The following is a 20,084-nucleotide window of genomic DNA, read 5'->3' as shown; positions in this document are numbered from 1 at the left end:
TGAACGGCCAATGATGAGGCCAACAACAACGACATGAGAGAGGGCAGGGTATGAAGCTGGCACTACAGAACGATGTAGCGATAAGCAATGATGAAGTTCGGCAGCTGGATCGCGCTTATGTGTTTCATTCATGGTCGATGCAGGGCAATTTACATCCGCTGGTGATCGCCGGGGCAAAAGGCTGCGAGCTGTGGGATTACGAAGGCAATACTTACCTCGATTTCAGCAGCCAACTGGTCAACGTCAACATTGGCTATCAGCACCCTCGCGTACTGGCGGCGATGAAAGCCCAGCTGGAAGAGCTGGTGACTATTGCGCCCGCCACCGCCAACCTCGCCCGCGGCGAAGCGGCGAAGCGGATTGTCGAGCTGGCGCCGGAAGGTTTTAGCAAAGTGTTCTTCACCAACGCCGGCGCCGATGCCAACGAGAACGCCATCCGTATGGCGCGGCTCTATACCGGGCGCGATAAAGTGCTCTCCGCCTATCGTTCCTATCACGGCAATACCGGCAGCGCGATTGCCGCCACCGGTGACTGGCGGCGCGTGCCGAACGAGTATTCGCGCGGTCACGTTCACTTCTTTAACCCCTATCTCTACCGCAGCGAATTTAACGCCACGACGGAAGAAGAGGAGTGCCAGCGCGCACTGGCCCATCTGCGGCGGATGATCGAATGTGAAGGTCCGAACGCGATTGCCGCGATTCTGCTGGAGTCAATTCCGGGGACCGCCGGGATTCTTGTCCCGCCGGAGGGCTATATGCAGGGCGTGCGGGCGCTGGCCGACGAGTTTGGTATTGTGCTGATCCTCGATGAAGTGATGGCCGGTTTTGGCCGCACCGGGAGCTGGTTCGCCTTCGAGCAGGACGGCGTAGTGCCGGATCTGGTAACGTTCGCTAAAGGGGTTAACGCCGGCTACGTCCCGGCCGGCGGCGTGCTGATCAGCGAGCCGATCGCCCGCTACTTTGATGACCATTTCTTTGCCGGGGGGCTAACCTATTCCGGTCATCCGCTGGCGATGGCGGCGATTGTCGCCACCATTGACGCGATGAAAGAAGAGAAGGTGGTGGAAAACGCGGCGACCATCGGCAATGAGGTGCTGCGTCCGGGGCTGGAAGCGCTGGCGGAGAAGCACGCGATTATCGGCAACGTGCGCGGCCGCGGTCTGTTCCAGGCGCTGGAGCTGGTCAGCAGCCGCGAATATAAAACGCCGCTGGGCGCGGCCGATATGGCGGCCATTAAAGGCGCGTTGACCGAAGCCGGCCTGCTGGCGTTCGTCGTGGAAAATCGCATTCACGTGGTGCCGCCGTGCACCATCAGCGCCGAACAGGTGACAAAAGGGCTGGCGATTTTTGATGCGGTATTCGCCCGCTTCGCGAGCCTGGCGAAGTAAGAGGATGATTTCCCGGGTCGCGGCGTAAACGCCTTACCGGGCCATCCACTCGTAGCCCCGCTAAGCCTCGCGCAAGCGGGGCTGATTTTCATCCCATCTTAACTCAGTCGCTTATTCTGCCAGCATCTTCCTGCAATCCGGGTTTCTTGATATAACAACCTGATAACACTACGGGAGAGATAAGCGTGCCGGAAATCAATGAATTTGGTCAGCAGGTCAACGATCGCGTGCCGGGCTGGCAGGGCGCGGGGCTTCTGCGCCGCACGGCGTTAAATGGCCGCTTTTGCCGGCTGGAGCCGCTGGATACCGAGCGGCACGCGGCGGATCTGTTTGCTGCCTATGCCCTCGGCGATGACAGCGACTGGACGTGGCTGGCCAGCAACTGCCCGCAGAGCGTGGAGTCAACGGCGCACTGGATCACCGGCAAGGTCATGGACGACGGGCTGGTACCGTATGCGGTTATCGATCTGCACGCCGAGCGGGCCGTCGGGCTGGTCAGCTATATGGCGATTGAACGGGCGATGGGCACGGTGGAGATTGGCCACGTCACCTGGTCGCGGGCGATGAAAAATACGCCGCTCGGGACCGAGGCGGTATGGCTGCTGCTGCAAAATGGTTTTGCTCACGGCTATCGTCGGCTGGAGTGGAAGTGCGACTCGATGAATCTCGCCTCCCGCCGCGCCGCCGATCGGCTGGGGTTTACCTGGGAAGGGCGTCTTCGCCAGAGGATGGTGCGTAAAGGACGCACCCGCGATAGCGATATGCTGTCGATTATCGATAGCGAATGGCCCGCGCGCGATGCGGCGCTGCGGGCGTGGCTGGCGCCGGAGAACTTTGATGCTGGTGGACGGCAAATAAAGCGGCTGGAAGATTTTCGTTGAATTCAGGCCGTGCGCCGATGAGTCGCCCGAATAAGCGTAGCGCAATCCGGGAAAATCGCGGTCAGGCCGGGTGAGGCGACGCCGCCACCCGGCATAGATCGTTTAGCGGCGAACCGGCGCATCCCCGGCGACATAATAAGTCGCGGTACTGCGCGGCAGCGACTGGCGGCCGCGAATGGCATCGGCCATTTTTTCGCCAATCATAATCGTGGTCGCGTTAAGGTTGCCGGTAATAATCTGCGGCATAATCGAGGCGTCGACCACGCGCAGGCCTTCCAGCCCGTGAACCCGACCTTCGCCATCGACCACCGCCATCTCGTCGTAGCCCATTTTACAGGTACCGCAGGGGTGGAAGGCGGTTTCCGCATGGTTGCGCACGAACTCATCCAGTTCGGCATCGCTCTGGCACTCAATGCCCGGACTGATCTCCCGGCCGCGATAGTTATCGAGCGCCGGCTGGCTCATGATTTCACGGGTGATGCGAATGGCGTCGCGGAACTCCTGCCAGTCCTGTTCATGCGACATATAGTTGAACAGGATCGCCGGATGCTGGTGCGGGTCGCGCGATTTCAGACGCACGTGCCCGCGGCTCGGGGAGCGCATGGAACCGACGTGGCACTGGAATCCGTGCTCTTTTACCGCGTTTGAACCGTTGTAGTTAATCGCTACCGGCAGGAAATGGTACTGAATATTCGGCCACGCAAACGCCTCGCGGCTGCGGATAAATCCGCCCGCTTCAAACTGGTTGCTGGCGCCGATGCCGGTCCCGCCGAACAGCCACTCGGCGCCGATTTTCGGCTGATTCCACCACTGCAGCGCCGGGTAGAGCGACACCGGCTCTTTACATTCGTACTGCAGGTACATCTCCAGATGATCCTGCAGGTTCTCGCCGACGCCGGGTAGGGCGTGAACCAGCGGAATATCGAACTGGCGCAACAGTTCCGGGTTGCCGACGCCGGAGCGCTGCAGGATCTGCGGCGAGGCGATAGCGCCCGCGCAGAGCAGCACTTCTTTATTGGCGGTGGCTTTTGACGGCGCGGCGCTGTCGCCCTCCAGCCATTCAACGCCGACGGCGCGCTTGCCGGCAAAAATAATATGATCGGTCAGCGCGTGGGTGCGAATAGTCAGATTGGGACGCGCGCGGGCCTGGTCGAGATAGCCGCGCGCGGTACTGGCGCGGCGTCCCTGCGGCGTCACGGTACGATCCATCGGGCCAAAACCTTCCTGCTGATAGCCGTTGAGATCGTCGGTGCGGGGGTAGCCGGCCTGTACGCCGGCTTCAATCATCGCGTGGAACAGCGGATTATTGCCCTGCTTTGGCGTGGTGACGCTGACCGGGCCGTCGCCGCCGTGGTAGTCGTTGGCGCCGATATCGCGGGTTTCCGCTTTGCGGTAGTAGGGCAGGCAGTCGAGGTAGCTCCAGTGCTCCAGCCCCGGCGCCGAGGCCCAGTTGTCGAGATCCATGGCGTTGCCGCGGATATAGCACATGCCGTTAATTAACGAGGATCCGCCGAGGCCCTTTCCGCGTCCGCACTCCATGCGGCGATTGTTCATATGCGGTTCAGGCTCGGTCTCGTAGGCCCAGTTATAGCGCCGACCCTGGAGGGGAAAGGCCAGCGCGGCGGGCATCTGGGTGCGGAAGTCGAAACGGTAATCCGGGCCGCCCGCTTCCAGCAGCAGGACGGTGGTATCGGGATCTTCCGTCAGTCGTGTCGCCAGTACGTTGCCGGCGGAACCGGCACCAATAATAATGTAGTCAAACTGCAAAAATGACCTCCTGGTTAAAATATGGATTGAAACTGACCCATCTCAACCTGGATGGATTTTATCTGGGTGTAGCTGTGCAGCGTCTGCACGCCGTTTTCGCGGCCAATGCCGGAGTGCTTGTAGCCGCCGACCGGCATCTCCGCCGGGGATTCGCCCCAGGTGTTGATCCAGCAGATCCCGGCCTCCAGCCGATGAATCAGGCGATGGGCGCGGTTTAAATCCGGGGTGACGACGCCGGCGGCGAGGCCATATTCGGTGGCGTTGGCGCGGCGGAGGGCCTCTTCTTCATCGTCGTAGCTCAGAATCGACATCACCGGGCCGAAGATCTCTTCGCGAACGATGGTCATCTGGTCATCGCAGTCGGTAAACACCGTCGGGGCGACCCACGCGCCGTGGTCGAAGCCTTCGCCTTTCAGCGCTTCGCCGCCGCAGAGCAGGCGCGCGCCTTCTTGCTTACCGGTCTCGATGTAGCGCAGCACGTTATCGCGATGCGGAAAGCTCACCAGCGGCCCGAAGTTGGTGCCTTCAGCGAACAGATCGCCGGGGCGGATACGCGCCACGCGCGCGAGGATTTTCTCTTCAAACGCCGCTTTCAGGTGTGCCGGAACGAATACCCGGGTGCCGTTGGTGCAGACCTGGCCTGAACTGTAGAAGTTAGCCATCATCGCGATGTCGGCGGCGAGGTCGAGGCTGGCGTCTTCGCAGACGATCAGCGGTGATTTGCCGCCCAGCTCCATGGTTACTTCTTTCAGTGAAGAAGCGGCGGCGTTAGCCATCACTTTTTTGCCGCTGGCGACGCCGCCGGTAAAGGAGATTTTGGCGATGTCCGGGTGCTCGGTGAGATACTGACCGGTTTCGGCGCCCGTGCCCGGTAGCACATTAAACACGCCTGCCGGCAGGCCCGCTTCGCGGTAGATCTCCGCCAGCTTCAGAGCGGTGAGCGGGGTAACTTCACTCGGTTTGAAGATCATCGCGTTACCGGCCGCCAGCGCCGGGGCCGATTTCCACAAGGCGATCTGGATCGGGTAGTTCCAGGCGCCGATCCCGGCGACCACGCCCAGCGGTTCCCGGCGGGTATAGACAAATGCGCTGTCGCGCAGCGGGATTTGGCTGCCTTCCAGCGCCGGGATCAGGCCCGCGTAGTACTCCAGCACATCCGCGCCGGTGACGATATCGACGGCGGCGGTTTCGCTCAGCGGTTTGCCGGTATCGAGGGTTTCCAGACGCGCCAGTTCGTCGTTGCGAGCGCGCAGAATATCTACCGCTTTACGCAAAATGCGCGAACGTTCCATGGCGCTCATCGCCGCCCAGATTTTTTGCCCTTTTTGGGCGCTTTTTACCGCCCGGTCGACATCTTCGCGCCCGGCGGCCTGGACGGTCGCCAGCACTTCCCCGTTGGCGGGGTTAATCGTCTCGAAGGTTTTACCGCTGGTGGCGGATACATAACCACCGTCGATGTAAAGCTGCTGTTCGGCCATTCGGGACATGGGTCCTCCATTATTGAGAAGTCGGTGGCAGGTATTGGCTGATGAAGTGCTCGGCGAGCGTTTCGGCGCGGGCTTTATCCAGCGGTTTACCGCTCAGCGCCGCGCGTAGCCACAGCCCGTCGATCAGCGCGGCGAGACCGTATCCGGCCTCCTGCGCCTCTTCGCGCGGCAGGGCGCGCTGGAATTCATAGACGATATTCGACAGCAGTCGTCGGCTGCTGACCTGCTGCAGGCGATAGAGCATCGGCTGATGCATGCTGCTGGCCCAAAAGGCGAGCCAGGCTTTCATCGCCGCGCTGCTTATCTGGCTGTCGTCGAAGTTGCCCGCCACGATGGCGCGTAGGCGTTCCTGCGGGCCGGCGTCGGGCAGGGCGTGCAGGCGGCTCAATACCGCCTGGCGCAGCTGGCCGGTGATATCGCGCATCGTCGCTTCCAGCAACCCGTTCTTATCCTTGAAATAGTGGCTGATGATGCCGGTCGATACGCCAGCCCGTCGGGCGATCTGCGCGACGGTGGCATCGTGCATTCCCACTTCATTGATGGCGGCCAGGGTGGCGTCAATCAGCTGCCGCTGCCGTATCGGTTGCATCCCCAGTTTGGGCATTTCGTAGACTCCATTCATCAGCTTTGTTTATCTATTAAAGCGGTTTTTGATTGGACGTTCAATATAAAATGTGTCTTAATTGTTGCGGATTTTTGTTTTAATAGTTGCAAAAACAGTAAGGAGAATGGATGACAGACCTTTCGCCGAGCAGAGAAAAGGACAAAATCAATCCGGTGGTTTTTTACACTTCCGCCGGACTGATTTTGTTGTTTTCCCTGATGACTCTTTTCTTCAGCGATTTTTCCGCGGCCTGGATTGGCCGTACCCTGAACTGGGTTTCCCGCACCTTCGGCTGGTACTATTTGCTGGCCGCGACGCTCTATATTGTGTTTGTGGTGTGCATCGCCTGCTCGCGTTTCGGTTCGGTGAAGCTCGGGCCGGAACACTCGAAGCCGGAATTTAGCGTGCTCAGCTGGGCGGCAATGCTGTTCGCCGCCGGTATCGGCATCGACCTGATGTTCTTCTCCGTCGCCGAGCCGGTGACCCAGTATATGCAGCCGCCGGAAGGGGCGGGGCAGACCATGGAGGCGGCGCGCCAGGCGATGGTGTGGACGCTGTTTCACTACGGGCTGACCGGATGGTCGATGTATGCCCTGATGGGGATGGCGCTGGGATACTTTAGCTATCGTTATAATTTACCCCTGACCATCCGCTCCGCGCTCTATCCGATCTTCGGCAAGAAGATTAATGGTCCGATTGGCCACAGCGTGGATATCGCCGCCGTTATCGGCACCATCTTCGGTATCGCCACCACCCTCGGGATTGGTGTGGTGCAGCTAAACTACGGCCTCAACGTGCTGTTTGATATTCCGGATTCGCTGGGGGCGAAAGCGGCGCTGATCGTACTGTCGGTGATCATCGCCACTATCTCGGTGACCTCTGGGGTGGATAAAGGCATCCGTATTCTTTCCGAGCTTAACGTGGTGCTGGCCCTCGGGCTGATCCTGTTCATCCTGTTTATGGGCGACACCGAGTTTCTGCTCAACGCGCTGGTGCTCAACGTTGGCGACTATGTGAATCGTTTTATGGGCATGACCCTTAATAGCTTCGCCTTCGATCGGCCGGTAGAGTGGATGAATAACTGGACCCTGTTCTTCTGGGCGTGGTGGGTGGCGTGGTCGCCGTTTGTCGGCCTGTTCCTGGCGCGTATTTCACGTGGACGCACCATTCGTCAGTTTGTGGTGGGAACGCTGATTATCCCGTTCACCTTTACCCTGCTGTGGCTGTCGGTGTTCGGCAATAGCGCGCTGTATGAAATCATCCACGGCAACGCGGCCTTCGCCGCCGAGGCGGTCGCCCACCCGGAGCGCGGCTTCTATAACCTGCTGGCGCAGTATCCGGCGTTTACCTTTAGCGCTTCGGTGGCAACCATTACCGGCCTGCTGTTCTATGTGACCTCCGCGGATTCCGGGGCGCTGGTGCTGGGTAACTTCACCTCGAAGCTGAAGGATATCAACAGCGATGCGCCAAACTGGCTGCGTATCTTCTGGTCGGTGGTTATCGGCCTGCTGACCCTGGGGATGCTGATGACTAACGGCATTTCCGCCCTGCAGAACGCAACGGTGATTATGGGGCTGCCGTTTAGCTTCGTGATCTTCTTCGTGATGGCGGGGTTATATAAGTCGCTGAAGGTTGAGGATTATCGCCGCGAGAGCGCCAACCGCGACACCGCCCCGCGACCGCTCGGCGTGCAGGATCGCCTGAGCTGGAAGAAGCGCCTGTCGCGGCTGATGAACTACCCCGGCACGCGCTATACCCGCCAGATGATGGAGACGGTGTGCTTCCCGGCGATGGAAGAGGTGGCGCAGGAGCTGAAGCTGCGCGGCGCTTACGTCGAGCTGAAAAGCCTGCCGCCGGAAGAGGGAGACAGCCTTGGCCATCTTGACCTGCTGGTGCATATGGGCGATGAGCAGAACTTTGTTTATCAGATCTGGCCGCAGCAGTACGCCATTCCCGGCTTTACCTACCGGGCGCGCAGCGGGAAGTCGACCTACTATCGTCTGGAGACCTTCCTGCTGGAAGGGAGTCAGGGCAACGACCTGATGGACTACAGCAAAGAACAGGTCATTACCGATATTCTTGACCAGTACGAGCGTCATTTGAACTTTATTCACCTGCATCGCGAAGCGCCGGGCAACAGCGTGACCTTCCCCGGAATGTAGGCCGTCTAAACGTTTTCTGAAAAAGGGATTTGTCTGGTTAAATATACAGTGAATTACGCAGGGAAGCGTATGATGACGGCGGGTGCCTGAGGCTTTCTGCGTTCAGGCTTAGGTGAGGATTCAGAAAGACGAAGCCCCAGGAGATGTTCCCATCAACCTGAGGCCTACAATCCAAACCTAGCACGTTGGATAGTAGCCTCTTCTTCGCATGGAGGCAACGAGATGCTGACAAAATACGCCCTGGTGGCAATCATCGTGCTGTGTCTGACAGCGCTGGGATTGACGTTAATGGTGCGCGACTCGCTGTGCGAGCTGAGCATCAAAGAACGTAGTATGGAGTTTAAGGCCGTTCTCGCTTACGAAACGAAGAAGTAGCCGGTATGCGGGGAGCTATCCCCGCTTATCCGCAGGCTGGGTAAGGCACCTTAAGGCACCTTTTTTCTGCTTATGGGGCAGGATGGACGGCGAGAGAACATCGACCGGTTAAAACAATCGCGCCGCCACCCTGCATACTGCTTCGCCGGTCGCTGCCAGTATATTGACATCCATACCGGTATTCGGTCCGTTCTACCAGCAGACAAAACCACCATCAACCACCAGGTCAACGCCGGTACAGAACGATGCGGCATCGCTGGCGAGGAACAGCGCCGGGCCGGCCATCTCCTCAACCTTCGCCATACGCTGGATCGGCGTCTGGCTTTCGAATTCGCGAGTCTGATGAACCATCTCAGGCCGGGTGTTCATCGGCGTGGCGGTATAGCCGGGGCTGATGGAGTTGACCCGAATCCCTTTGCCAATCCACTCCATCGCCAGGCTTTTTGACAGGTGGATCACGCCCGCCTTGGAGCAGTTGTAATGGGCCTGATCGAGGCCGCGGTTAACGATAATGCCGGACATCGAGGCGATATTAATAATCGAACCGCCGCCCGTTTCCTGCATCAGTTCGGCTTCCGCTTTACAGGAGTTCCATACGCCGGTGAGGTTAATATCGATCACCCGCTGCCACTGCTCGGTTTCCATCTCCAGCGCCGGATTGGCGTTGGCGATACCGGCGGCGTTGACGGCGATATCAAGGCGGCCAAAGCGGCTTTTTGCCAACGCCACCCCAGCGCGTAAGTCGCTAAGCTGGCGCACATCGCCGGTGTAGAAACAGGCCTCGCCGCCGATGGCTTCGATATTTTTTACGGTTTCGGCAAGGCCGCCATCTTCGCGGAGATCGAAGCAGACGACCCGAGCGCCCGCGCTGGCGAGTCCGTAAGCAATCATTTGGCCGATGCCGCTGCCCGCGCCGGTTACAAAGGCCACGCGGTCCTGCAGATTAAATAGCTGTTGGGCAAAATCTTTTGCGATCATAGTTATCACTCTCTGAATAAATATCCTGCGGCACGCCAGGTGACCAAACCGTGCCGATCTGTAGCCCGGGTAAGGCGTCAGCCGCAACCCGGGGAAACAGCCCAACTACGACATAATCAAGCCGCCGTCGATATTGATGGTCTGCCCGGTGAGATAACGCGCATCATCGGAAGCCAGGAATGCCACCAGCCCGGCAACGTCTTCCGGTTTGCCGGCGCGCTTCATCGGAATGCCTTCGACCCACTCCGCCATCAGCTCGCCTTTACCGTAGCGCTTCTGCTCGGTGCTGAGGATTTCGCCCCAGACGCGATCGTTGTAGTCCCACATCTCGCTCTCGATAATGCCCGGACAGAAGGCGTTGACGGTGATATTCCACGGCGCCAGCTCGTGGGCCAGGCTCTGGGTGATGCCGATCACGCCCATTTTGCTGGCGGCATAGTGCGGGGTGTAGATAAACCCCTGGCGGCCCTGGCCGGAAGAGGTGTTGATCAGGCTGCCGTGGTTCTGTTTGACCATATATTTGGCGGCCTCGCGGCAGCACAGCCAGACGCCGGTGGTGTTAACTGCCAGCACTTTTTCAAAGTCGGCTTTTGGCATGCGATCGTAATAGTCGATGGTGATCACCCCCGCGTTCTGGATAGAGACGTCGATGGCGCCGAAACGTGCCGCCGCCTGCTCGTACAGCGACTGCACCTGCGCTTCATCGGTGACATCAACCTGTAACGACAGGATATCGGCCTGATAGCGCTGGCGTAAGGTTTCCGCCGTTTCGTGGACGCGCTCGGCGTTAGAGACCATCACCAGATTCGCGCCGTCGCGAGCAAAGCGCTCGGCAATACCGGCGCCAATTCCGCGGCAGGCCCCGGTGATAACCACCGTTTTATTTGTGAAATTTCTTTGCATATTTTTCATCCCTTATAGAGGCCGGACGGCAGAGCGTCCGGCGGGGTAATAAAGACGTGATTAACTGGTGGCTCCTGCCGCAGCCAGCTTCTCCTCATGACGACGCATCAGGATGACTTTGTTCTGCAGTTTTTGCTGGAACTGGTCGACGACGACGGCGGTGACGATAACCACGCCCTTAATGACCATCTGCCAGAAGTCGCTGACGCCCATCATCACCATGCCGTCGGCGAGGAAGACGATGACGAACGCGCCGATGATTGAGCCGGTCACCCGACCGCGACCGCCCGCCAGCGCGGTTCCGCCGAGCACGGTGGCGCCGATGGCATCCATTTCGAACATATTGCCGGTCATCGGGTGCGCGGTTTGTAGCTGGGAGGCGACGATAAGGCCGACGAACGCCGAGCACAGGCCGGAGAAGGCGTAGACGAAGATTTTTGCCTTAACGATAGGCACGCCGGCCAGACGAGCGGCGGATTCGTTACCGCCGATGGCATAGATATAGCGGCCCAGCGGGGTTTTGGTGGTCAGCCAGTAGCCCAGCAGCAGGAAGCCGATCATCAGCCAGATTGGCAGATAAATGCCCATCAGCGTCCCGGATCCGAGGGTGGAAAAACCGGTGTTGCCCAGCGCTTCCATGCCGTTAAGGTTCGGGTAGGTGCTGCCGTCGTTGAACAAGAGCGCCGAGCCTCTGGCGACATACATCATGCCCAGGGTGCAGATAAAGGGCGCAACGCCGAAGCGGGTGATGACCGCGCCGTTCACAAAGCCGACCAGCACGCCGAAGAGCGCCACGCAGAGGATCACTTCCGGTACGTTGAAGAAGATAACGCTGCCGTTCCATAAGGGCAGGCCGCTGGTTAACAGCGCCCCGGCCACCATGCCGCAGATGCCGGCGACGGCGCCGACGGAGAGGTCGATACCGCCCGTCAGGATAACCAGCGTCATGCCGATGGCCAGCAGGCCGGTGATGGCCACGTGCTGGGTCATAATCAGCAGGTTAGATGTGGTCAGGAAATTCGGTACCATCACGCTGAAGAACGCGATAACCAGCAGCAGAGCGATAAACGTTCTGGCCTTCAGCAGGTACATATAAATCATATATTTCTGGTTCATGATGGGTTCCAGCCTGATTAATCTTGAGGTGTTGAAGCCGCGATTAATTTTTCGCGGGTCACCGCATGACGCGGTAAATCGGCAGTAATCCGGCCGTCGGCCATGACCAGGATGCGATCCGCCAGCGCCATCACTTCATCCAGCTCCGATGAAGAGAACATCACTGCCAGACCCTGCTGGGCCATTTTGCCGATCAGGTGATACACGTCGGTTTTCGCGCCGACGTCGATACCGCGAGTGGGCTCGTCGAGAAACACCACCTCCGGCTTCGTCATCAGCGCTTTGCCGAGCACCACTTTTTGTTGGTTGCCGCCGCTGAGCGAGGTGATAGGCAGATCGGGGTCGCTGACCTTGATCGCCAGTTCGCGAATCATCTCTTTGACGCAGGCGATTTCTTTCTGCGGATTGAGCCACTTCCACGCCCGGCGAAAGCCCTGCAGACTGAAATCAGAGAGGGTCATATTCGATTGAATCGACATCATCTGCACCACGCCTTCGCCCTGACGGTCTTCGGGCACCAGCGCCAGCCCTTTTTTAAGCCGCGCCTGGAACGGCGCCTTGTCGATATTTTCGCCGTTGAGATGGACGTTCCCGCTCTGGCAGGGCATCAGACCGACCAGGCCTTTAAACAGCTCCGTGCGTCCGGCGCCGAGCAGGCCATAGATGCCGATCACCTCTCCCTTACTTAAGGTAAAGGTCACATCGTTGAGCTTATAGCCGCCGCTGGAATGAAGCGCCGTCAGACCTTCAACCGCAAGCACCGCTTCGCCTTTCGGCGCCGGCCGGTAGTCGAAATGTTTTTTCTTATCGCCGACCATCTGTTCGATAATCCACGGAATACTGGCGTCGCTGACCTCGCGCTCGCTGATAAAGCGCCCGTCGCGGAAAATGGTGATGTGGTCGCCAATTTCCATTAGCTCTTCCAGACGGTGGGAAATATAGATGATGGTGACGCCGCGACGTTTAAGCTGCTCAATGACGTTAAACAGGATTTTGACTTCCGACTGGCTGAGCGCGGAAGTGGGTTCATCCATAATCAATACCCGGGTGTCTTTTGAAAGCGCGCGCGCAATTTCTACCAGTTGCTGATGGCCGATGCCTAATTCGCCGAGTTGGGTGTAGGGATCGACATCAAGCTCCAGCCTTTCCAGTAATGATTTGGCTAACTCATATTGATATTTTTCGTTAATCTTCCCTTTTTGAAAGAATTCGTTAGCCATAAAAATATTATCCATGACGTTCATATTCGGGAATAAATTTAACTCCTGAAATATGATGCTGATTCCCTGCTTTTCCGCCTGGTGCGTCGAGCTAAGGGTCACCGGAGCGCCATCAAGAATAATTTGACCGGACGAGGGTGTTTCAACGCCAGCAAGCATTTTCATCATGGTGGATTTACCCGCACCATTTTCACCGATCAGAACGTTTACTTTATTTCGATAGACCCGGTAATTCACGTTATCTAAGGCGACGACGCCCGGATAAACACGGGATAATTCGCGGGTTTCGATAATAACTTCAGAGTCGACTGGTTGGGAATTGACGAGTTCTTGCCGCTGCATGTTATTGTCCTCCCAAACGAACAATTTTTGCTGGCGTAATATCAGGAATGTTCTGTGGAATATCCCAGGCCGAGAACACGCCGTACACCTGTACCGCTTCGCCGGTTTTCACTTGCGCCGTCTGGATCATTTTTACCGCGTGTTCGTTAATCTTCCGGCTATATTCGCCAAACAGCACCTGATCGTTAAAGTCCTGATAGCTGGCGCCCTGATAGCCGTCGCGTAATAATGTGCCGCGCAGCGTCGGGCCAATTTGCACCACCACGTTGCCGCCGTGGGTATCCTCAATCGTCATTTTTCCGCTGCGCGAAGCGGAATCAATTTTGCTGATATTGCCTTCGACTTTGACGTAAAACACGCAGGGGTTTTCGTCCTGAGCGCGATAGCCTAACGCTTTGCAGGCGCTATCAATATCTTTCGCCGCGCGCAGGGCGGTCATAAGCTCGGCAACGGGGCGAGCTTTAGCCACAACCTGGGGAACCAGCTGGTCTTGCCATGTCCGATCGATATCCGCCATATGCGGATTGGGCGGAGATTTAAGATCGGCCAGCTCCTGCTGAGAGACGATACGACAGCCTCCGAGCGCGAGAACGACCAGCATCAGCGAGATTTTTTTATACATAATACGCTCCTGTGCGCCCCGGACGGGGCGCAACAACCCGAAATCAGGATTTGATATTGAAGTCCTGCACTTTGTCTGCATTGTCCTGAGTAATCAGAATGCCGCGGAACATCACGCGCTGCTTGGCCGGTTTTTCACCTTTTTGCAGGTAGTTATCGAGGTCGGTCACCCCCTGAGCGGCGATGGCCTGTGCCTGAAGCATCACGGTGGCCTGCAGGGTGCCGGCTTTTACCGCGTCGCGTTCATCGTTGCTGCCATCGATACCGACCACCACCACATCGTTACGATTCGCCGCTTTCAGCGCGGCAATGGCGCCGAGAGCAACGGGACCGTTGCCGCAAATTACGCCTTTAACATCGGGGTGCGCCTGCAGAATACTGTCCATAATGCGCTTGCCGTCGATTAAGGTGCCCTTCGCGTCCTGTTTAGCGACGCTGACCATATCCGGGTACTGGTCAATCACCTGGTGGAAAGATTTAGAGCGGGTCACGCAGTTATTATCTGCAAGGTTACAGGTCAGTTCGGCATATTTTCCTTTTTCCGCCATTTTCTCGACAAATACGTTGGCGACTTCAGAACCGGCCTGGAAGTTATTGTGGGTAATTTGCTCCAGCGCGATATCATCGACAGGAATTTCGCGATTGATTAAAACCACCGGAATACCCGCTTTCTTCGCTTTTTCAATGGCGGCGACGCTGGCGGTGGAATCGGCGTTATCCAGAATAATGCCCTGAACTTTTTTACCGATGGCGGTATCGATCAGCTCATTCTGTTTTTTGACATCTTCGCCATGCGACAAAATGGTGGTCTGGTAGCCCAGCTCTTTGGCTTTTTCGCTGGCGCCCTTGGCTTCAGAGGCGTAATAGGGGTTATCCAGCGAGTTAACCATGATCATAATGGTGCCTTTTTCTGCCGCCTGGGCAGCGAAAGAAAAGGCGGTCAGGGTGGCTGCGGTTAAAAGCGTTAAACGTAATTTCATGACAATTTTCTCTCTTGGTTGTTATTGTCGGGTACGGTGAAACAACGTAAGGCCTGCAAATCGAGTTTATGGGCCGGGGGTCTCCTTTTGTTGATAATTAAGAGCCTATCCATTAGGGCTATTTTACTGGCCATTTTGAACGCCCTTCAGGGCGGCCCGGAGGGCGAGCATCGCGAGTTAATCCTCACGTACTACGTGTACGCTCCGGGATCGAAGCGCTGTCAGTATTCAAACTGCCTGCGCCAATAACGCCTACGGGAATAGGCTCTAAGGTGCGTCACGCGTTCGATTCCCTAGTGGGCGTCAGGCGGACGTTGCCGGTTTCCATAATGTTCTGTTCACCGCATGGCGCCACTCCTGCCATCTCTTCTGCAGGCGCTGGTGGCGGGCCATATCGGGGATAAATTCGCTGTGTTCGGTTAAAAAGGCTTTCAGGTCGGTGACCGTTCCCGGATTCAGGGCCTTGCGCGCAAGGAGGGCCGCGCCAATCGCCGACAGCTCGGCAACGTCGCTGCGCATCACCGGGCAGCCAAGCAGGTCAGCCTGATACTGCATTAACCAGTCGTTCTTAGTCGGGCCGCCGTCGACCATCAGCGCCGTTAAGTGGAAGTCGTCCTGCTGGCGCATCGCCACCACAACATCGGCAATTTGATAGGTAATGGATTCCAGCGCGGCGCGAATCAGATGGGCGCGCTTGACGCCGCGGCTCAGGCCGCAAATCACGCCGCGGGCGCTGTCATCCCACCACGGGGCGCCCAGGCCGGTTAACGCCGGCACAAAATAGACGCCCAGCGTGGAGTCCACGGAGGCGGGCAGGGTGTTGAGTTCATGCGCCAGTTCAGCATCGGAAAGTTCGCTCAAGCCGGTGCTGTCCGCCATCCACGCTACGGCATCGCCGGTATGCGGAATATTACCTTCGAGTCCGTAGGTGATGCTGTCGCCGTCGTGCCAGGCGATGGTGGTGGCCAGCGCGTCGATATCGCACTGTGCGGATTTTACCGGCGCCATCACCGATGACCCCGTACCGTAGGTGGCTTTCACGCAGCCGAGTTCGCCCAGCGCGTGGCCAAACAGCGCGGCGTGGGAATCCCCGACCATCGCCATCACCGGAATACCGTCTGGGATAGCGTTCAACCCCCGGGTATAGCCAAACAATCCGCTGGAGGGCTTGATCTCCGGCAGCGCGGCGCGCGGGATCTTGAACAGCGCCAACATGTCGTCGTCCCACTGGCCGGTTTGCAGGTTCAGCAGCTGGGTACGCGCGGCATTGGAGTAATCGCAGTAGTACGCATCGCCCTGGGTTAAGTTCCACAGCAGCCAGCTGTCGATAGTGCCGAGGCAGATTTCTCCGCGCTCAGCCAGCGCGGGCCCCTCAGGAAGAGATTCCAGCAGCCAGCGCATTTTCGAGGCCGAAAACAGAGGCGCGATCGGCAGGCCGGTCACGGCCTTGATTTGCTGCTCTTTATCGCTGTGGCGCAGTTCATCGCAAAACGCGGCGCTGCGGCTGCACTGCCAGGTGATCGCGGCGTTAATTGGCTTACCGCTCTGGCGATACCAGCCGATCGCGGTCTCGCGCTGGTTGCTGATGGCTAATGCCGCGACGTTTTCTGCGCCAACGTGCGCTACCGCTTTCGCGATAACCGCCAGCGAAGCGTCAACCAGGACCTCTCCCGACTGCTCGACCCAGCCTTCACGCGGCGTCTGGATCGCCAGCGGCTGAGAGAATTTCACCACGACCTGGCCGCGGCTATCGAGTACGACGGCTTTGGCATTGGTGGTGCCTTCGTCCAGCGCAATGATGAACTCTTTACGTGTTGCCTGCATTAGGTAGTCTCCTGAGTCACACTTCGTCCTGGCGCGGAGGGGGAAGTCGGTATTCCTCTTTATCGCATTGCTTCTTAGCAGGCCATGATGTGACAATTCGTTTTCACTTTTTTAATCACTGAATATATATTCGATAGTGATTATTTATTTGTTACCTTAGCCAGAAACTTCCCGTCGGGCTACCGGAAAAGTTATCAATTGTGCTGGCAATCACACTTATCCGTTTGGTGAAGCTTCCGGATGTCGGAGGAAAAGAGCGCGGTTGGATGGTTATATACGATTGAAATATAAAAATTTATTGCCTAAGCCTTTACGCCTGAAGGAGAGCGTAAAGGCTGTGGGAAAGTGTTTGAGTGAGGAAATTACCCGGCGATAAGCAGCCTGGCCGTTGGATAATCGGTGATCAGAACATCGATATAACCGCCCGAAAGCGCGCCTTTGATAGCCGCCACCTTCTCGCTGCCACCGGCAAGGGCCACCACGTTAGGGCACTTCTTCACCTTCTCCAGCGCCATGCCGATCACAGGATCTTCATCATCGCGCAACACCGCCTTGCCGTTTTTATCGTAGTAGTGCAGGCAAATGTCGCCCACGGCGCCGCGTTCCGCCAGCACCTGGAGCATATCTTCGTGATAGTAGTTACCGGAAGTTTTGAGCAGCTGCGAAGGCTCAAGGATGCCAATTCCGACGATGGCGATATCGACTTCGTCGAAGCGGGCAATGACGTCGGCGACATCTTTGCTGGCCACGAGGCGATTTTTCTCCTCAGTGGAGCCTTCAATGCTCTGGGAAGGGAGTAGCCAGGCTTCACAGTTCAGATGCTGCGCCAGGGTCTGGGTCAGGATAGTCGCCTGCACGTTACCATTTGGGCCCACGCCGCCAAGCAGTTGAATCACGCCGTTGGCCTTCAGGTTTTGCGCGTGAACCTCATCAACCATTGCGCGGATAGTCGAACTCCACGAAGAGACGCCGATCAGATCTTTCGGCCGCAATCGCGTTTCCAGATAGTGGGCGGCGGCGGAACCGATGGCGCGCTTGATGGTGTGATCGTTGGCGTCGTCTTCGGTATCCACGACGATGGCCTGTTTAATTCCGTAGCGATCCTCGAGGCCTTTTTCAAGATTGAGGAAAATATTCGATGGCTGAACAACGCTGATTTTGACCACGCCCTCTTTTTGGCAGCGGGCGATCGCTCGGGAGATAAATGACTGAGAAAGCGAGAGAAGTTGAGCGATATCGGACTGCTTTCGTCCTTCAAGATAGTAGAGCGTGGCAATCTTAACTAATAGCCGTTGTTCATCCTGCTTAGCCATATATTTCCCCGAAAATCATTTACGTGCAGCCATTATGTTAGAGCTCATTATCATACGCGAAAAGAAAAGACAGTTAAGTGTGATGGATATCTAACTTTCGCCAATCCTCAAAATCAGCGATGGACAAAAACAGAACAGTAGCTGCATAATTGAATAAAGAGTCGTTAGTGAATATATATTCATGGCGATTTCAGGTCAACTGAAAAGTGCCCGGGTGACGTCATGCCCGGTGGTAAGGAGGCAGAATGTTCCTGAGTATGATGCAGCGGCGTAAGTCTTACGATGCGTTGCCTGGGGATGTCTGGTTTTTTTAGTCCCTGACGGAATAAATATTCCAAGTTGAAAATAAATTCAGAGGTATTAAATGAATCCCTATAGCTATGATGTCCAGGCACTCGAGCGCAAAGCCCGCGCCGTACGTCGCCATATCGTCAGATTGAACGCCAACAGCCCTGCGGGCGGGCACACCGGCGCCGACCTGTCGCAGGTTGAACTGCTCACCGCGCTCTATTTCCGCATTCTGAACGTCGCGCCGGAGCGTCTTGCTGACGATCAGCGCGATATTTACATCCAGTCGAAAGGCCATGCGGTGGGCTGCTACTACTGCGTGCTGGCCGAGGCGGGCTTCTTCCCGGTTGACTGGCTGGACACCTATCAGCATGCCAATTCCCATCTTCCCGGTCATCCGGTTCGTCAGAAAACGCCGGGCATTGAGCTCAACACCGGCGCGCTGGGCCACGGTTTGCCTGTTGCGGTGGGGCTGGCGCTGGCGGCGAAAAAAAGCAACAGCTCCCGCCGCATCTTTTTAATTACCGGCGATGGCGAACTGGCGGAGGGCAGTAACTGGGAAGCGGCGCTAGCCGCGGCGCACTACGGCCTTGATAATCTGATCATTATTAATGACAAGAACAATCTCCAGCTGGCGGGGCCGACGCGCGAAATTATGAATACCGATCCGCTGGCCGACAAATGGAAGGCCTTCGGGATGACGGTCACCGAATGCCAGGGCAACGACATGGCCTCGGTTGTCGCGACCCTGGAAGGGCTGAAGCAGGAAGGTAAACCGAACGTCGTTATCGCCAACACCACGAAAGGCGCCGGTATTTCCTTTATCCAGGGGCGCCCGGAGTGGCACCACCGGGTACCGAAAGGCGAAGAGATTGCACTGGCACTGGAGGAACTGAAAGATGAGTAATGCAGAACACCTGGCGAGCGTGATGGTTCAGGCCTTTATTGATGCGGTTGACCGCGGCGTCGATCTGGTGCCGGTCGTCGCTGACTCCACCTCAACGGCCAAAATCGCGCCGTTTATTAAGCAGTTCCCCGGTCGTCTGGTGAACGTGGGCATCGCCGAGCAGAGCATGGTCGGGACGGCGGCGGGTCTGGCGCTGGGGGGGAAAGTGGCGGTCACCTGTAACGCCGCGCCGTTCCTGATTTCCCGCGCTAATGAGCAGATTAAGGTCGACGTTTGCTACAACAACACCAACGTTAAGCTATTTGGCCTTAACGCCGGCGCCAGTTACGGACCGCTGGCCAGCACCCATCACGCGATTGACGACCTGGCGGTGATGCGCGGCTTCGGCAATATCCAGATTTTCGCCCCGTCTTCGCCGCGCGAATGTCGACAGATTATCGATTACGCCATCGGCTATCAGGGGCCGGTCTATGTTCGTCTTGACGGTAAGGCGCTGCCGGAACTGTATGACGAAAGCTATCGCTTTGTGCCGGGAGCGGTCATCACGTTGCGGGAAGGCGAAGATATCGCGCTGGTCGCTACCGGATCGACGGTGCACGAAATCGTCGATGCCGCGCAGATGCTGGCCGATGCGGGGATTCAGGCCAAAGTGGTGAGCGTGCCGTCTATTCGCCCTTGCGATACCGCCGCGCTGCTGGCGGCCCTGAAGCCGTGCAAGACGGTGATTACGGTGGAGGAGCATAACGTCAACGGCGGCCTTGGGAGCCTGGTGGCGGAAGTGCTGGCCGAAGCCGGCGCGGGAATCCCCCTCAAACGTCTGGGGATCCCGGATGGCGAGTATGCGGCGGCGGCGGACCGCGGCTGGCTGCGTAAACATCACGGTTTCGATGCCGCATCCGTCGCCGAACTGGCGCAGAAAATGCGCTGA

General features: G+C 57.7%; 17 protein-coding genes. 6 read left to right on the top strand and 11 right to left on the bottom strand.

Annotation, left to right across the window (positions count from 1 at the left end):
• The first annotated feature begins 50 nt into the window (after positions 1 to 50).
• Positions 51 to 1,388: an aspartate aminotransferase family protein gene (locus tag K7H21_RS20450; protein ID WP_004130273.1), complete on the top strand. Its 1,338-nt coding sequence runs from the start codon at positions 51 to 53 to the stop codon at positions 1,386 to 1,388.
• A gap of 185 nt (positions 1,389 to 1,573) precedes the next feature.
• Positions 1,574 to 2,269, top strand: coding sequence for a GNAT family N-acetyltransferase (locus K7H21_RS20445; RefSeq protein WP_004130276.1), 696 nt, complete (start codon positions 1,574 to 1,576; stop codon positions 2,267 to 2,269).
• Positions 2,270 to 2,371: 102 nt separating this feature from the next.
• Here K7H21_RS20445 and betA read toward each other — a convergent pair whose 3' ends face one another.
• Genes betA through betI form a run of 3 tightly spaced genes read right to left on the bottom strand, consistent with a single transcriptional unit; the run spans position 2,372 to position 6,127 of the window.
• The gene (gene betA, locus K7H21_RS20440) at positions 2,372 to 4,036 is read right to left on the bottom strand and encodes a choline dehydrogenase (RefSeq protein ID WP_049114212.1); all 1,665 of its coding nucleotides are present in this window, start codon (positions 4,034 to 4,036) and stop codon (positions 2,372 to 2,374) included.
• A gap of 14 nt (positions 4,037 to 4,050) precedes the next feature.
• Positions 4,051 to 5,523 carry a betaine-aldehyde dehydrogenase gene (gene betB / locus K7H21_RS20435; protein WP_142469098.1) on the bottom strand — a complete coding sequence of 491 codons (1,473 nt, stop codon included), beginning with the start codon at positions 5,521 to 5,523 and terminating at the stop codon, positions 4,051 to 4,053.
• 10 nt (positions 5,524 to 5,533) lie between these two features.
• Positions 5,534 to 6,127, bottom strand: coding sequence for a transcriptional regulator BetI (betI, locus tag K7H21_RS20430; protein WP_004130288.1), 594 nt, complete (start codon positions 6,125 to 6,127; stop codon positions 5,534 to 5,536).
• Positions 6,128 to 6,255: 128 nt separating this feature from the next.
• Here betI and K7H21_RS20425 point away from each other — a divergent pair, with 128 nt between their 5' ends.
• Together K7H21_RS20425 and K7H21_RS20420 are read left to right on the top strand one after the other, a co-directional pair.
• Positions 6,256 to 8,289, top strand: coding sequence for a choline transporter (locus K7H21_RS20425; protein WP_004130290.1), 2,034 nt, complete (start codon positions 6,256 to 6,258; stop codon positions 8,287 to 8,289).
• Positions 8,290 to 8,511: 222 nt separating this feature from the next.
• Positions 8,512 to 8,664 carry a Hok/Gef family protein gene (locus tag K7H21_RS20420; protein WP_004130292.1) on the top strand — a complete coding sequence of 51 codons (153 nt, stop codon included), beginning with the start codon at positions 8,512 to 8,514 and terminating at the stop codon, positions 8,662 to 8,664.
• Positions 8,665 to 8,856: 192 nt separating this feature from the next.
• Here the strand turns inward: K7H21_RS20420 and K7H21_RS20415 are convergent, their stop codons facing one another.
• The 8 genes from K7H21_RS20415 to K7H21_RS20380 form a co-directional block, all read right to left on the bottom strand.
• Complete coding sequence (locus K7H21_RS20415) at positions 8,857 to 9,642, bottom strand: SDR family oxidoreductase (RefSeq protein ID WP_004130297.1); 786 nt, start codon at positions 9,640 to 9,642, stop codon at positions 8,857 to 8,859.
• 105 nt (positions 9,643 to 9,747) lie between these two features.
• A complete protein-coding gene (locus K7H21_RS20410; protein WP_004130299.1) occupies positions 9,748 to 10,545 on the bottom strand; it encodes an SDR family oxidoreductase in 798 nt (265 codons plus the stop codon).
• A 60-nt stretch (positions 10,546 to 10,605) separates the two neighbouring features.
• On the bottom strand, positions 10,606 to 11,661 hold the full coding sequence (locus K7H21_RS20405; protein WP_004130301.1) for an ABC transporter permease: 1,056 nt from the start codon (positions 11,659 to 11,661) through the stop codon (positions 10,606 to 10,608).
• A 17-nt stretch (positions 11,662 to 11,678) separates the two neighbouring features.
• The gene (locus tag K7H21_RS20400) at positions 11,679 to 13,223 is read right to left on the bottom strand and encodes a sugar ABC transporter ATP-binding protein (protein ID WP_004130303.1); all 1,545 of its coding nucleotides are present in this window, start codon (positions 13,221 to 13,223) and stop codon (positions 11,679 to 11,681) included.
• Between the two features lies 1 nt (position 13,224).
• Complete coding sequence (locus tag K7H21_RS20395) at positions 13,225 to 13,845, bottom strand: DUF2291 family protein (protein ID WP_004130305.1); 621 nt, start codon at positions 13,843 to 13,845, stop codon at positions 13,225 to 13,227.
• A 43-nt stretch (positions 13,846 to 13,888) separates the two neighbouring features.
• Complete coding sequence (locus tag K7H21_RS20390) at positions 13,889 to 14,824, bottom strand: D-ribose ABC transporter substrate-binding protein (RefSeq protein ID WP_004130307.1); 936 nt, start codon at positions 14,822 to 14,824, stop codon at positions 13,889 to 13,891.
• Between the two features lie 303 nt (positions 14,825 to 15,127).
• Complete coding sequence (locus K7H21_RS20385) at positions 15,128 to 16,648, bottom strand: FGGY family carbohydrate kinase (protein WP_223035311.1); 1,521 nt, start codon at positions 16,646 to 16,648, stop codon at positions 15,128 to 15,130.
• Between the two features lie 362 nt (positions 16,649 to 17,010).
• Positions 17,011 to 17,961, bottom strand: a complete 951-nt coding sequence (locus K7H21_RS20380) for a sugar-binding transcriptional regulator (RefSeq protein ID WP_004130309.1) — start codon at positions 17,959 to 17,961, stop codon at positions 17,011 to 17,013.
• Positions 17,962 to 18,325: 364 nt separating this feature from the next.
• Here K7H21_RS20380 and K7H21_RS20375 point away from each other — a divergent pair, with 364 nt between their 5' ends.
• Both K7H21_RS20375 and K7H21_RS20370 read left to right on the top strand, forming a co-directional pair.
• Positions 18,326 to 19,156, top strand: a complete 831-nt coding sequence (locus K7H21_RS20375; RefSeq protein WP_004130310.1) for a transketolase — start codon at positions 18,326 to 18,328, stop codon at positions 19,154 to 19,156.
• A complete protein-coding gene (locus tag K7H21_RS20370) occupies positions 19,149 to 20,084 on the top strand; it encodes a transketolase family protein (protein ID WP_049113604.1) in 936 nt (311 codons plus the stop codon). The genes K7H21_RS20375 and K7H21_RS20370 overlap by 8 nt, the downstream gene beginning before the upstream one ends.

The sequence above is a fragment of the Klebsiella sp. CTHL.F3a genome (assembly GCF_019890895.1).
In the GTDB taxonomy this organism is placed as follows: domain Bacteria; phylum Pseudomonadota; class Gammaproteobacteria; order Enterobacterales; family Enterobacteriaceae; genus Klebsiella; species Klebsiella grimontii.
This window is presented reverse-complemented; position numbering and strand designations above follow the sequence as displayed.